The sequence below is a fragment of the Streptomyces sp. ALI-76-A genome (assembly GCF_030287445.1).
Taxonomy (GTDB): Bacteria; Actinomycetota; Actinomycetes; order Streptomycetales; family Streptomycetaceae; genus Streptomyces.
The window spans coordinates 4,950,836-4,963,874 of record NZ_JASVWB010000002.1; the positions used below are offsets into that span (position 1 = coordinate 4,950,836).

Genomic DNA, 13,039 nt, shown 5'->3' on the forward strand with positions numbered 1-13,039 from the left:
GCCGGACGAGGTTCGTGGGCCTCGGCTCGCTCCGCACCGTGCCGGGCCGCTCTCCCGCCCATCCCGCGCCCCTGCGGCTCGGCCGTGCCTGGACCGCGTAGGACGCCCGGCTCGTCCCGCCCCGCCTCGGTTGTCAGTGCCACCCCTCACAATGGATCTCGCACGGCGAACACGACGAAAGGGCGGGTGACGTATGACCGTCTGGGACGACCTGGTCGGCCAGGAGCGGGTGAGCGAGCAGCTCGACGCCGCTGCCCGGGACGCCGATGCCCTCGTCACCGCGGTCTCTGCCGACACCCCGCCCCCCGAGGCGTCGAAGATGACGCACGCCTGGCTGTTCACAGGACCGCCCGGAGCGGGGCGGAACCAGGCGGCACGGGCGTTCGCCGCCGCGCTGCAATGCGTCAGCCCGGACCGGGCGCTCGGCGGGTCCCCCGGCTGCGGCTTCTGCGACGGCTGCCACACGGCACTGGTCGGCACCCATGCCGACGTGTCGACCGTCGCCGCCGTGGGATCGCAGATCCTCGTCGACGACATGCGGGACACCGTCCGCAAGTCGTTCACCTCGCCGGCCAACGGCCGCTGGCAGGTCATCCTCGTCGAGGACGCCGAGCGGTTGAACGAGAAGTCGGCCAACGCCGTCCTCAAGGCCGTGGAGGAGCCCGCCCCCCGCACGGTGTGGCTGCTGTGCGCCCCCTCCATCGAGGACGTCCTGCCGACCATCCGCTCCCGCTGCCGCCACCTGAACCTGAGCACGCCCTCCGTCGAGGCCGTCGCCGACATGCTCGTACGCCGGGAGGGCGTGGAGCCGGCCGCCGCCATGGCCGCCGCCCGCGCCACCCAGGGCCATGTCGACCGGGCCCGCCGTCTCGCCACCGACCCGGCCGCGCGTGAGCGCCGGGCCGCCGTTCTCAAGCTGCCGCTCCGCGTCGACGACATCGGCGGCTGTCTCCGGGCCGCCCAGGAACTCGTCGACGCGGCGGCCGAGGACGCCAAACAGCTCGCCGAGGACATGGACGGCAAGGAGACCGAGGAGCTCAAGATGGCGATGGGCGCCTCCGCGGGCGGCCGGATGCCGCGGGGCACGGCGGGGGTGATGAAGGAGCTGGAGGACCGACAGAAGCGCCGCAGGACCCGCACACAGCGCGACAGCCTCGACCTCGCGCTCTCCGACCTCACCTCCTTCTACCGCGATGTCCTCGCCCTTCAGCTCGGCTCCCGGGTGGCGATCGCGAACAGCGACGTGGGGGACGTCCTGGAGCGGCTCGCCCGCGCGGGCTCACCGGAGTCCACACTCCGTCGCATCGAGGCGATCGCCGCGTGCCGCGACGCCCTCGACCGCAATGTGGCCCCGCTGCTGGCGGTGGAGGCGATGACGATGGCTCTGAGAGCGGGCTGACCACGGCATCACGGGCGGGTGACCTCCGTCACGCAGAGCGAGCCGATTCCACCACTCAGCGCGAGCTGACTCCACCACTCAGCGCGAGCTGACTCCGTCACTCGGGGAGGGCCGACTCCGCACCAAGGGCGGGTCAGGCTCTCCCAGAGCGGCGTGGCATCACCTGACGCCACGCCGGTTGACCACGTCACTCGTCCGAGGCATGGTGTGCACGGAGCGCATTCATGCGCTCTCCCAGAGTTACGCTCGGGTGATGCACAACAGGCGCAGCTCCCGCCCGAACACGACAGCGGACCGGACCGACGTGCCCGGCCCGAGCCCCCGCAGCCCGCGCACCCCCGGCCCGCGTTCACGCAGAGCCCGCACCGTCGGCGCTCTCCTCGTCTCCGCGGCGTTGCTCGTCTCCGCGTGCTCCTCGGGCACCACGACGACGTCCGCCGGTGCGGCGGCCGAGGCGGCGCTCGCCGCGCTGCCGCGGGCCACGCCGGCCACCCTGACCCCGTACTACGCGCAGAAGCCGAAATGGCGCTCCTGCGGGGTCACCGGCTTCGAGTGCACCACGCTGAAGGCACCACTCGACTACGCGAAGCCGGACGACGGCGACATCCGGCTCGCCGTCGCCCGGAAGAAGGCCACGGGCCCGGGGAAACGCCTCGGCTCCCTCCTCGTGAACCCTGGCGGGCCGGGCGGTTCCGGGGTCGGCTATCTCCAGGCGTATGCCGGGATCGGCTACCCGGCGGAGGTCCGCGCCCGCTACGACATGGTCGCGGTCGATCCCCGCGGCGTCGCCCGCAGCGAGCCCGTGCGGTGCCTGAGCGGGCCGAAGATGGACGCGTACACGCAGACGGACGTCACGCCCGACGACCAGCGGGAGACCGACGGTCTCGTCGACGCGTACCAGCGGTTCGCCGCAGGCTGCGGAGCCCGCTCGCCGAAGCTGCTGCGGCATGTGTCCACGGTCGAGGCGGCCCGGGACATGGACATCGCGCGGGCGGTGCTGGGCGACGCCAAGCTGAACTTCGTGGGGGCGTCGTACGGGACGTTCCTCGGGGCGACGTACGCGGGCCTCTTCCCGGACCGGGCGGGCCGGCTGGTCCTGGACGGCGCGATGGACCCCTCGCTGCCCGCTCGCCGGATGAACCTCGACCAGACGGCGGGGTTCGAGACGGCGTTCCAGTCGTTCGCGAAGGACTGCGTGCAGCAGCCGGACTGCCCGCTGGGTACCAAGGGCACGACGACCACGGCGGTCGGCCGGAACCTGAAGGCCTTCTTCGGGAAGCTGGACGCCCGGCCGATCCCCACGGGCGACGCGGACGGCCGCAGACTCGGCGAGTCCCTCGCGACCACCGGCGTGATCGCGGCGATGTACGACGAGGGCGCGTGGGCGCAGCTGCGCGAGGCGTTGAGCTCGGCGATGAAGGAGAACGACGGCGCCGGCCTGCTGGTCCTGTCCGACAGCTACTACGAGCGTGAAGCCGACGGGAACTACGCGAACCTGATGTTCGCCAACGCCGCCGTGAACTGCCTCGACCTCCCGGCGGCCTTCGACACCCCCGATGAGGTGCGAAAGGCCCTGCCCGCGTTCGAGAAGGCGTCCCCCGTCTTCGGCGAGGGCCTCGCCTGGGCCTCCCTGAACTGCGCGTACTGGCCGGTCGCGGCCACCGGTGAGCCGCGCCGCATCGAGGCGAGGGGCGCCGCCCCGATCGTCGTGGTCGGCACCACCCGTGACCCGGCGACACCGTACCGCTGGGCCCGCGCCCTGGCCGCCCAGTTGTCGTCCGCCCGTCTGCTCACCTACGAGGGCGACGGCCACACCGCCTACGGCCGGGGCAGCGCCTGCATCGACTCCACGATCAACGCGTACCTGCTCCGCGGCACCCCTCCGACGGACGGAAAACGCTGCTCCTAGCTGCGTGAACGGCCTGATCCCAGCCCCGGTGATCCCACGCCGGGGCCGGTTCGGAGCACCCTCGGAAACTGTGTAGACTTACCCGCGTTGCTGATCGCACCATGGTGCGGACAGCGCGCCGCCTTAGCTCAGATGGCCAGAGCAACGCACTCGTAATGCGTAGGTCTCGGGTTCGAATCCCGAAGGCGGCTCTCCGAAAAGGTCCAGCTCTGTGCCCTTGAGCTGGGCCTTTTTCGTTCAGCGGATGCGCCGACGGCGGTGTGCCCGGGCTGCACGAGTGTTGGCGGTCTCACTTCTGGTCTCAGTGGGGCCCGGAATCGGGGTCGACTGCGGCGGTACGAAGAACTCGCCCATGCGTCGCATGGCGTCCTTGGACAGGTGGGACCGGCCCTTGACGTACCGCCGGGTCTGGCTGATCTGGGTGTGCCGCAGGATCTCCATGATGGTGGGCATGTCGACGCCCAGCTCGTTCAGGATCGTGCCGGCGGTGTGGCGACTCCCGTCGTACAGGCGGCGGTCATCGATCCCGGCCTCCTTGAGCAGTTCCTTGAACTCCTCGTAGTCGGCGCGCGGGTCCAGTGGCCGGCCGTCCGCGCGCGAAAACACCACGTCGTGCTCCTGCCACAGCTCCCCGGCGGTCTCCCGTGCCGCTTCCTGCTGGACCTTGTGATCGTGCAGGAAGGGGATGAAGACGGGCGGGATCGGCACGGCGTTCCGGCTCTTCTTGGTCTTGGGCCGGGTGAAGACGAGTCCGCCTTCCTTGCGGCGCGGGCAGGTGCTCGCGTGCTTGGTGCATGTCTTGGCGCACGGCTTGGGGCAGCCACGCTTGTAGCCCCTGTGCGCGGTGCAGTCCGGCGGGCACGACTCGAAGCGGTGCAGACGCCCTCCACAGGCGTGCGGGTCGGCGCAGCCGTGCCGCCAGGTGAGGCGCTGTAGCTGCCACTCGGGGCGGAACAGCTCCGCTTCCAGGTCGACGTACGACCAGCGCAGGCCGAGCGTCTCGCCCTGCCGGAACCCCATGCCGACACCGACGATCCACCGCATGAAGGTGGGGCGCTTCGCTGCGGCTTCGAGGAAGGCTTTGGCCTCCTCCTTGGTGAAGGGGTTGGCCTCGGTCTCGTCGACACTCGGCGGGTCCACGAGGGTGGCGACGTTCTCCCCGATGATGCGGCGGCGGTGGGCGATTTTCAGGGCGCGGGACAGGATGCGGTGCACCTTCACGACGTGCGAGGGGGCGTGTCCGGCGTCGAGCATGGCCCGGTACATCCGCTCCAGGTGCTCGGGCTGCAACTTGTCGATGCGATGCTTTCCGACGCCGGGGATGATGTCGTTGCGGGTCTTGGACCAGTAGTCATCGAGCGAGCGCGGTTTGAGCTTCAGACTCGCGATGTCGGTGAGGTAGGTCTCCATCCACGCTGCGACGGTCGGCTTGCGGCCCGCGGCGGGCGCGCGTCCCTGGTCCCGCTGGCGCTCCAGTTCCTTCACCTTGCGCTTGATCTCGGCTTCGGTGCGGGCCCGGCGGTGGCGTCGGTCGGGGCCGCCGTCGCTCTTGACGCCCATCGTCACGCGGCCGTGCCACCAGCCATCGGCGCCGAAGTAGATGGACGACTCCATGTTGGGCTTGCGGGGGCTCATGTGCTCCTCCATGAGGGAGGCGCCCCGAGCGGGATGCTCGGGGCGCCTCGGTGACGTGCTTAGGGTCAGTTGGGCAGCGGGGCCAGACTCGCCACGTACGCCTCAAGGTCGGCACGCCGAATGCGGCGCGTGCGACCCAACTTGATGTACTTCAGGGCGCCTTCGGCCATCAGCTCGTAGACAGTGGAACGGCCGATGGCGAGCGCTTCGGCGGCCTCTTCCGGCTTGTACAGGAGTCGGTCGACGGGAGCGGCAATCGCGGTGCTCATCCGGGTGTCTCCTAAAGGCTTGGCACTGTCAGGGCTTGCGCCTGTCCGAGGTGCGGATTTCTGCGTCACCTGCGTCATCTGCGTCATTCGCCGTGCTGACCTGGGGTTTCGCGGTGACGCAGCACGGCGGGGGTGCGTCACCAGTGACGCATGCCTTCGTAATCGGGTGACGCGGGGTGACGCAGGAATCGGCTGTCTGCGTCACCCGTCTTTCGGCAGGTCAGCGGCCGTTTTCGGGGTGCGGGTGACGCAGGTGACGCAGCATCTCTCTCCTTAGGACAAAAAGGGGTGGTGTCTGTTGTGGTGCGCGGCTCAGGACGTGAAGAGGGAGCCGCTTTGCGGCGCGTCCTTTGCAGGGCGGCGCCGCCGCCGAACAGCAAGAGGAGCACGCGCCGACGGGTGCTCCTTTTGCTTGTCCGGACCGGTCGTGGTGCCGCGCGGTCAGAAGGCCGCTTCCTGCTCAGACGGTGGCGGTGCGGTGGCCGGCCGCGCGATTTCGATGTAGCGGGAGGTGTTGGTGCGTCCCCAGTCGATGAGGACGCCCCGGGCGGCGAGGGTGGGCTGGAGGCGCTTGAGCCGGTCGGAGAGCACCTTGCCGGTGGTCGGCCACCCTTTGGGCAGGGGACGGCACTCCTCGCCCGTGTAGAGGCCCGTGAGGCAGTGCAGCCATTCGGCCGACGTCATCCGCTGCTCAGTGCCCGGCTCGATGCCGGCGGCGTGCTTGAGCACGGTCTGCGCCAGCAGGTCGCCCTCGATGACGTCGTCGTTGAGGTCGTCCAGGCTGGCCCGGTAGGCGGCCAGCGCCCCCAGGCCGGTGGCCGCGTCGAGCTGCGCGCACAGGTGCGCGAAATCCGCCATGCGCAGGTCGGTCGGGATGTCCGCCTGCGCCGCCCGCACCTGCACCGTGAGGTCCAGGAGCGAGCCGAGGATGACGGGCAGCACCTGGGCGAAGTCGGACCACAATTCCGCCTCGGTGCGCCGCACCCGGGGGCGTTCCAGACGCAGGGGCAGGAGCCGTTCGGCGAGGTCGGGCCGGATGACGCCGACGTCGATGCCGGTCAGGAGCAGGGGCCGGCGGTAGCCGATGCGGAAGACGTCCCCGTCGGTGAACAGGGCGCGCTTGACGTTCTCGGCCCCGGTCACGATGCAGCACATCGCATCCGACAGCTCCGGGGTCATGTGGGAGAGGTTGTCCAGCGCGGTGACCCACCCGGCCGCCACCGCCGTGATCAGGTTCTCCTCGTCCTTCGGCGCCCGGCGCAGGTCCCCCGTCATCCCCTCGATGATCCGCACCAGCATCCGCCCGCCGGTGGACTTGCCCGCACCCTGCGGGCCGGTCAGGAATGGAGCCGGGACGGGCACGTCCGGCCCCAGGCAGCCGATGAGCCACGCGATGGCCAGGCACTCCGTTTCGGCGGTAGCGAAGTTGCACAGCCGCATCAGCAGGTCGATGCCCTTGCCGTCGGTGTCCTTGACCGGCAACGGCAGTTCCCCCGTGAGCTGGGTGCGCCGCCAGCAGACTTCCTGCGGGTCCGGGGTGCGGACGTCCCATCCGGTGGGGTGGATACGCACGGACTGCCCGTCGCCCCGTCCCAGGTCCAGCCAGGTGGCCCCGTCGTACCCGGGGGCGACGCGGATGTGCACGGGCTGCACGTCCTCGGTCAGCGCCAACGCTTCGATCAGGTCGAGCGCTTCCTTCATAGCGGTGCCGTTGAACACGCCGATGCCGTCCTTGAACAGCCCGACCATGAGTTCCTGCCGGTGGCTACCGGTCGTGCCCTGGGAGCGGATCGGACGGGCCACGGGGTGCCCGTTGCGCTGCGCGTACACGGTGCCGTCGGCGGTGCGGAAGTACCGGAAGTGCGCCTGTGCGTAGTCGGTGATGATCTCGCGAGCGGGTGTCTTCTCGTCGTCGGACATGGTCACAGTCCCAACGTGGTGCGGGCGTTGGCCCACGCGTCCGCGCAGTGCCGGGCGGTCTCGCCCTTGGCCTGCGCGGCGGCGAACAGCCGCGTGACGTGGGCGTCGGTGAGGCAGCCGCACCGGCCGTGCTTCGACAGCACCGCGAGGAACGTCCGGTACACGCTCGCGTGCACCGCGCTGCGGGCTTCGGTGATGCGCTGCTCGGCCATGGCGATACCGCGTTCCAGATAGGCGGGCGTGCGGTGTGGGCACTCCCCGTTTGCGGATCCGTCGGGCGTGGTGACGGTGTGCGGCGTCGGCCGGGACGGCGGGGGCTTTTTCACGGCCAGGGCGCGGACCGTGCCCGGCAGGTCGATTCCGGTGCCGGTTCCGGGGCCGAGGTAGCGGGCGTAGGCCATGGCCGACTTGATGTCGACCCCGGGACGCACGCCGTTGGACGACGCCATGACGCCTCGATAGATCCAGTGCTCACCGCGCGTCGTCGGCACGGTCCGTGTCGCGGGCAGCGTGGCACGGGCCCACGCGATGGCGTCGGCGTCGTCCAGGTCGACCACGGTGAGCCCGGCGCCGCCGGGGTGGTAGGCGACGGCGACGGCCCGCCGCCATGCGGCCGTCCAGGCCGGGGAGGTGAGGACGGCCGGGTCGGTGGTGGCGGCGGCCCATCCGTGGCACGGGGCCGGGCAGCCGCAGGGGCCGGGGGTCTTCATGTTCGGCCGGCCGCCGCACGCGTTGTCGGCGCACGAGGGGCAGTTGCCGAACGGCACCTTGCCGCGTCGCAGGGGCAGCACGGGCACCCCGGATGCGGCGAGGCGCAGCGCGGTGGGCAGGGGGGTGGGAGGCGTGGTCATGCGGCGGACCTCCTTTCCAGGGCGAGGAACTGCGTGGCGATCCACTGGGAGTAGGCCGGGGGGACGGCCTTGCGGGCTTCGAGGCTGGTCATCCAGGTGCAGCCCATGGCGTCGGCGTAGGCGCGCTCGCCCTTGTGCTCGAACGCGAGCAGGCCCTTGCGGTGCCAGCAGGGCGGGACCAGGTCCCCGCCGCCGCCCCACGACGTCTCGAACACGCGGTGGCGGCGCAGGCTGAGGCCGAACTGGGTCCCGCACAGCAGGTAGTCCGGGCGTAGCAGGCCCGCGGCTGCGGTCTCGGGGACGTTCTCCATCACCCATGGCCGGCCGGTGGCCTGCATGACCTGGCGCCCGGGGCCGACCAGGTCGGGGTGCGCGTCGGGGTTGCCCCGCCACTTCGTGACGGTGGCGTAGCGCTCGCACGGCCAGGAGCCGTGGACCAGGTCGAAGGTGTGGCCGTACCGGGCGCAGTACTCCAGGCCGTCGGCCTGGACGAACGGGAAGGGGTAGTTGGGCTGAGGGCGGATGTCGACGCCGACCACGTCGAACCCGGTGAGGTAGTAGCCCATGGACAGCCCGCCCGCGCCGCAACACAGGTCCAGCACCCGCAGCCCGTTCGGGCGGCGCAATGGCAGCACACGCGCGTTCATGCGGCCACCTCCAGACCGCGGGCGGCCAGCAGCTCCAGCGCGGCGCGGCCGATGTGCTCGGCGTAAGCGGGCGGGATGCACTCGCGGATGCCGTCGCGGTTCATCCACGGCACCCCCAGCACCCTGCGGGCCAGGGCGACGCCGGAGAAGTTGCCGACGAACTGCCCGTAGTGCCCGGGCGGGACCGGGCGGCCCATCTTGGCCTGCGGCACGAAGTGCGCGGGATGCTCGGGCTGCGCGAGGTGGAAGCCGCCGCCGGTCTCGAAGAACCGGTGCCGGTAATTGGCCAGACCGAACATCCGCCCGCACAGCATCACCGGAGCACGCAGCTTGGGCACCGCCCCGCGCACGTTCTCCATCACCCACGGACGCCCGGTCGTCTCCAGCGCCGCGCGGGTGGGGGCGATCAGGTCGGGGTGGTCGTTGGACTGGATGCGCTGGCACTCGCTGTCGTGCTGGCACGGCGGTGAGCCGTGGATGAAGTCGAACTCCGCGCCGTGCTCCAGGACGAACGCGATCGCGTCCGCCTGAACGAACCGGTACGGGTAGCGGGGCTGCGGGTCCTTGTCGACGCCGGTCACGTCAAAGCCGACGTCGGCGTAGCCCTTGGCGGCGCCACCCTGGCAGCAGTACAAGTCCAGCAGGCGCGGCCTGGTCCGGGACCTTGTGCGGGTGGGGATGTCGGTGGGGTGGGGCATGCTGGTGGTCTCCAGTTCTGTCGATGGAGCTGGGGTGAAGGGGCGGCCGCGGTCTTTGGCGAGATGGGCGGCTGCCCCGGCTTGCTGGGCACACGAGGGGGCGCAGTGACGACTGCATGGCTGGTGCTGGCTGTGGGCGACGACCGTCAGCACGGTGGAAACGACGGGTACGACGACGACCCGTCGCAGCACTACAGCTGGGACGACACTGTCCCCAACCACGGCCGCATCGCCGTGGGGGACGTGATCGCCCTTTGGGACAAGAAGAAGCTGCTCGGCGTCGGGGTGATCTCCGCGATCGAGACCGGACGAGAGACAAAGACGCTCTACTTCTGTCCCGAGTGCAAGAAGGCGAGTATCAAGCCGCGCAAACGGCTGAAGCCAGCATTCCGCTGCAACAAGTGCGGCGCCCTCTTCGACGTCCCGGGCAGCAAGACCCGGGAAGTAGTCACCTATCGTTCCCGGCACGGCGAGGCGTGGATGGACGGCCGCGGCCTGCTCACCGGACGGGAGTTGCGGGCGCTGTGCGACTCCCCCGACTCCCAGCTGAGCATGCGGCCCGCCCGCTGGGAGAAGCTGCGCGACGCCCTCATCGATGTCGCAGGCATCAGCCTTGCTGATCTGGACCTAGACGGGGACGGAGCAGGATCGCGGCGGCCGATCGCGGGCGGGCACCGGATGAAGAACGTCCGTACCCGTGTGGGGCAGGCACCCTTCCGCAAGCAGCTGCTCGCGGATCACGGCCAGGTGTGCGCGTTCACCGGACCGGCGCCGGCCGGGGCGCTCCAAGCCGCCCACCTCTACAGCTACGCAGAGGAAGAAGAACATCACGACTGGGGCGGTCTGCTGCTGCGCAATGACGTCCACAGCCTCTTCGACCGCGGGCAGATCGCCGTCAACCCCGATACCAGACGCATCGAGGTCGACGACGAACTCCTCCGCTACCCGGCATACGCCGAACTGCATGGCAAGGCACCCAGGGTCAGACTGCGACCCGAGCATGAGGTATGGCTGGCTGCGCACTGGCGCATCCACCGCTCCGCTGCCGTGTCCGTGCCTGCAAGCCGGAGCCCAGAAGCTGCGTCCCAGAGATGCGGAACGGCGTGACGACGGCCGCGGCCATAAGTGCGCGCACGACGGGCCACAGCGTGGCACTCCTGCGCGGCCCCTTCTCAGTGCTTGCTGCGGAACAGACGAAGGGTGATCCCGCCGACGCCGATCGGCCCGGCGGCGCCGCCGACCGCCACGGCAGCGTTCACGGCGAAGTCGAGCAGCGCGAGGAACGCGGCCACGAGACCGAAGACGCCGATGACTCCGGCGCCGGCGACGGCGATGGGGAACAGGTAGTGCCGCAGGGGTCGACCGGTGGGGTCGGTGTGGTGGACGACGATGACGACGGGGGCGCCGGTGGTTTCGGCGCGGCGGTAGGTGTCGGCGGGGATGTGCGGGGCGATGATCCTCGGCGGGTCATGGTGGGTCATGGCGGGTTCCCTCGGGTGTGTCGCGGGCCCGCGCCGGTGCGTGGCGCGGGCCCGTGCGGGTGGGTGTGATGGGCGGGTGTGACGCGGGCGTGACAGGCCGCTGTGATGGCGCGTCACACCCGCGTCCGCCTAGGGGTTTAGGTGTGACGGGCCCGTCACGTGTGACGGGTGTCAGGCAGCCGCGAGGGCGGGGACGATGCGCCACCGGCCGGTGGTGTTCGTCGCCTGCAGACGGCCTTCCTGCGCTGCTTCCTTGAGCCGCTTGGAGACCCAGGACCGGCCCAGGTTGTGGCGGTCGCACCAGTCGGTGAAGTCCTTCGGGCCCACGATCATCTGCCCGTTCTGCTCGAACTCCTCCAGCGCGGCCGCGAACAGTTCCCGGGCTTCCTCCGGGGACGGCTTGCGGCCGGTCTCCTGCCCGAAGATCGGGGCATCGTCCCCGTCTTCGGCCCCGGGCAGGTCCGCCTCCGGGTCGATACCGGCGTCCTCGGGGTCGACCAGCAGCCCGCCGTGGTTCATGTCGTCCTCCTCGGTGACGGCCCGGAGCGCCGCCGGCTGCAGCGCGTCGGTGGTGCGGCCGGTGTAGGCGGTGCCGGCAACGCCCATCGCCGCGCCGGCGGTGATCGGGTCGGCGGTGGCGCCGTTGCGCTGTACCCAGGTGGCCAGCAGCTCCATCACCGGGACGGCCCGGTGGGTGAAGCGGCGGGTGCGGCCCGGCGAGGGGTAGCGGTCCTCCGGGACACCCGGGGAGACGACGTAGCAGTAGCCCGGCCGCCGGTTCCCCCACGCGCCGGGGTGGGCGCCCGCGGCCAGCACCTCATCCGGCAGGCAGAACCCCTCATCGCGCGGGTCGCAGCCGAGTGCGATCACGGAGGGCAGGGAGGCCCGAGTGGAGGTGGACATCTGGTCGTAGGAAGGGCGCTGAAGGGACACGATCAGCGAGATACCGGCGGACCGTGCTTCCTGGGCGATGCCAGTGAACGCGTCGTCGCCCAGCGCCCGCAGGGTGTTGGCGGCTTCCTCGAACCAGGTGACCAGGAACGGCATGCCCGGGCAGTTGCACGCCCGGCCGTCGGCCCGGCAGGTGTGCTCCGGCCTGTTCTGCGGCTGGGCTGCGGCGGGGACCCACTGCCGGTAGCCGTGGGCGCCGAGCCAGCGGGTGCGGGCGGGGATGACCTCCTGGACGGCGGCCACCATGACCTCCGTTTCCGTGCCGCCCTCCGCAGCCCAGTCCAGGCCCGGCCGCAGGGGGGCGAAGTCCTGGAACGCCTTGGGGTCGGAGAACCACACGATCACGTCCCGCCGGGACAGGATCTCGGTGAGCAGGTTCAGGGCGGTGTCGCCCTTGCCGGAGCCGGTGCCGCCGGCGATGAGCCCGTGGGTGGAGTTGCGGCCCGCGTCCGGGTCGCCGGGCAGCCACATGACCAGCGGCGCGCCATCGTCGTAGCGGCCGATGAGCAGCGGCTCGGCGATCGAGCCGCCCAGGTTCGAGGGGCCCTCCCACTCCACCGTCTCGGCCAGCATGTCCTCGGGGACGATGACCAGGTCTCCGCGCCGGTTGGAGTCGGGGTCGGGGATGTACCGCACGGCGGAGGTCGGCAGGTCCAGGGCGGAGGCGATGTTGCCGAGAGCCTTGGCCATGTCGTCGTTGGTCTGCTCACCGGGGGCGAGCGCGACCGGTGCGGTGACCCGGTTGGGCTCCACCTTCGCCGCACCAATCTGCGCCCGCGCCAGGCCCACCTTTTCCAGCAGGCCCTTGTCGGAGCTTTCGCCGGGGGCGTCGTTGTGGCGCAGGACCATCCGCACGTTCCACGACAGGGCCAGCGCCGGCCCGCCCATCAGGTACAGGTCGTCCAGCGGTCCGGCGGTGGGGCCGGCCAGGCAGGCGGCGGTCACCCACGCCGATCCGGCGGCCACGGTGATGGCGGAGTGCAGGCGCCGCTGGGAGCTGGTCGACTTGCCCGCCCACCAGGTGACGCCGGTCAGTGCGACCGATGCGAGGGTGAGGCCGACGCCGGCCGCGGAACTGTCGGACCACCGCCAGTGCCCCAGCGCCCCCGCCAGACCCACACCGCCGGCGGCGAGCCACGGGGGCAGGTGCGGCTTGGCCCGGTTCAGCAGGTACGCCCGGACGGAGCCACCCGGTGCGGTGTTCGTGTCGGTGGTCAGGGCGAGCGGGTACGCCCGCCCGTCCTGATCGGTCCACTTGCGTGCCATGGTGATACCTCCC

Annotated in this window: 11 protein-coding genes and 1 tRNA gene; 4 read left to right on the plus strand and 8 right to left on the minus strand. The window is 71.1% G+C overall.

The window, feature by feature from the left end:
• Window positions 1-193: 193 nt before the first annotated feature.
• The 3 genes from QQS16_RS23110 (at window position 194) to QQS16_RS23120 (ending at window position 3,499) form a co-directional block, all read left to right on the plus strand.
• Entirely contained in the window at window positions 194-1,399 is a 1,206-nt protein-coding gene (locus QQS16_RS23110) for a DNA polymerase III subunit delta' (RefSeq protein ID WP_286063738.1), read from the plus strand.
• Window positions 1,400-1,652: 253 nt separating this feature from the next.
• Complete coding sequence (locus QQS16_RS23115; RefSeq protein ID WP_286063739.1) at window positions 1,653-3,308, plus strand: alpha/beta hydrolase; 1,656 nt, start codon at window positions 1,653-1,655, stop codon at window positions 3,306-3,308.
• A 117-nt stretch (window positions 3,309-3,425) separates the two neighbouring features.
• Window positions 3,426-3,499 (plus strand) — tRNA-Thr (locus tag QQS16_RS23120).
• A gap of 46 nt (window positions 3,500-3,545) precedes the next feature.
• Here the strand turns inward: QQS16_RS23120 and QQS16_RS23125 are convergent.
• The 6 genes from QQS16_RS23125 to QQS16_RS23150 all read right to left on the minus strand — a co-directional run bounded on the left by QQS16_RS23125 (window position 3,546) and on the right by QQS16_RS23150 (window position 9,328).
• Window positions 3,546-4,943, minus strand: a complete 1,398-nt coding sequence (locus tag QQS16_RS23125) for a tyrosine-type recombinase/integrase (RefSeq protein ID WP_286063740.1) — start codon at window positions 4,941-4,943, stop codon at window positions 3,546-3,548.
• Window positions 4,944-5,008: 65 nt separating this feature from the next.
• Window positions 5,009-5,212: a helix-turn-helix domain-containing protein gene (locus tag QQS16_RS23130; RefSeq protein WP_266711384.1), complete on the minus strand. Its 204-nt coding sequence runs from the start codon at window positions 5,210-5,212 to the stop codon at window positions 5,009-5,011.
• Window positions 5,213-5,653: 441 nt separating this feature from the next.
• Window positions 5,654-7,132 (minus strand): AICE element replication initiation protein, encoded by a 1,479-nt coding sequence (locus QQS16_RS23135; RefSeq protein ID WP_286066423.1) that lies wholly within the window; start codon window positions 7,130-7,132, stop codon window positions 5,654-5,656.
• A 2-nt stretch (window positions 7,133-7,134) separates the two neighbouring features.
• A complete protein-coding gene (locus QQS16_RS23140; protein ID WP_286063741.1) occupies window positions 7,135-7,983 on the minus strand; it encodes a bifunctional DNA primase/polymerase in 849 nt (282 codons plus the stop codon).
• Complete coding sequence (locus tag QQS16_RS23145; protein ID WP_286063742.1) at window positions 7,980-8,630, minus strand: DNA cytosine methyltransferase; 651 nt, start codon at window positions 8,628-8,630, stop codon at window positions 7,980-7,982. The genes QQS16_RS23140 and QQS16_RS23145 overlap by 4 nt, the downstream gene beginning before the upstream one ends.
• Window positions 8,627-9,328, minus strand: coding sequence for a class I SAM-dependent methyltransferase (locus QQS16_RS23150; protein WP_286063743.1), 702 nt, complete (start codon window positions 9,326-9,328; stop codon window positions 8,627-8,629). The genes QQS16_RS23145 and QQS16_RS23150 overlap by 4 nt, the downstream gene beginning before the upstream one ends.
• 105 nt (window positions 9,329-9,433) lie before the next feature.
• Between QQS16_RS23150 and QQS16_RS23155 the strand changes: the two genes are divergently transcribed.
• Complete coding sequence (locus QQS16_RS23155) at window positions 9,434-10,435, plus strand: HNH endonuclease signature motif containing protein (RefSeq protein WP_286063744.1); 1,002 nt, start codon at window positions 9,434-9,436, stop codon at window positions 10,433-10,435.
• A 65-nt stretch (window positions 10,436-10,500) separates the two neighbouring features.
• Here the strand turns inward: QQS16_RS23155 and QQS16_RS23160 are convergent, their stop codons facing one another.
• Together QQS16_RS23160 and traB are read right to left on the minus strand one after the other, a co-directional pair.
• Window positions 10,501-10,809 (minus strand): hypothetical protein, encoded by a 309-nt coding sequence (locus tag QQS16_RS23160; protein ID WP_286063745.1) that lies wholly within the window; start codon window positions 10,807-10,809, stop codon window positions 10,501-10,503.
• A 171-nt stretch (window positions 10,810-10,980) separates the two neighbouring features.
• Entirely contained in the window at window positions 10,981-13,026 is a 2,046-nt protein-coding gene (traB, locus tag QQS16_RS23165; RefSeq protein WP_286063746.1) for a plasmid transfer protein TraB, read from the minus strand.
• Between the last annotated feature and the right edge of the window lie 13 nt (window positions 13,027-13,039).

Bases quoted from the DNA above. Each gene is read 5' to 3' on its own strand.
- QQS16_RS23110 (WP_286063738.1), top strand. From the start codon at position 194: ATGACCGTCTGGGACGACCTGGTCGGCCAGGAGCGGGTGAGCGAGCAG.
- QQS16_RS23115 (WP_286063739.1), top strand. From the start codon at position 1,653: ATGCACAACAGGCGCAGCTCCCGCCCGAACACGACAGCGGACCGGACC.
- QQS16_RS23125 (WP_286063740.1), bottom strand. From the start codon at position 4,943: ATGAGCCCCCGCAAGCCCAACATGGAGTCGTCCATCTACTTCGGCGCC.
- QQS16_RS23130 (WP_266711384.1), bottom strand. From the start codon at position 5,212: ATGAGCACCGCGATTGCCGCTCCCGTCGACCGACTCCTGTACAAGCCG.
- QQS16_RS23135 (WP_286066423.1), bottom strand. From the start codon at position 7,132: ATGTCCGACGACGAGAAGACACCCGCTCGCGAGATCATCACCGACTAC.
- QQS16_RS23140 (WP_286063741.1), bottom strand. From the start codon at position 7,983: ATGACCACGCCTCCCACCCCCCTGCCCACCGCGCTGCGCCTCGCCGCA.
- QQS16_RS23145 (WP_286063742.1), bottom strand. From the start codon at position 8,630: ATGAACGCGCGTGTGCTGCCATTGCGCCGCCCGAACGGGCTGCGGGTG.
- QQS16_RS23150 (WP_286063743.1), bottom strand. From the start codon at position 9,328: ATGCCCCACCCCACCGACATCCCCACCCGCACAAGGTCCCGGACCAGG.
- QQS16_RS23160 (WP_286063745.1), bottom strand. From the start codon at position 10,809: ATGACCCACCATGACCCGCCGAGGATCATCGCCCCGCACATCCCCGCC.
- traB (WP_286063746.1), bottom strand. From the start codon at position 13,026: ATGGCACGCAAGTGGACCGATCAGGACGGGCGGGCGTACCCGCTCGCC.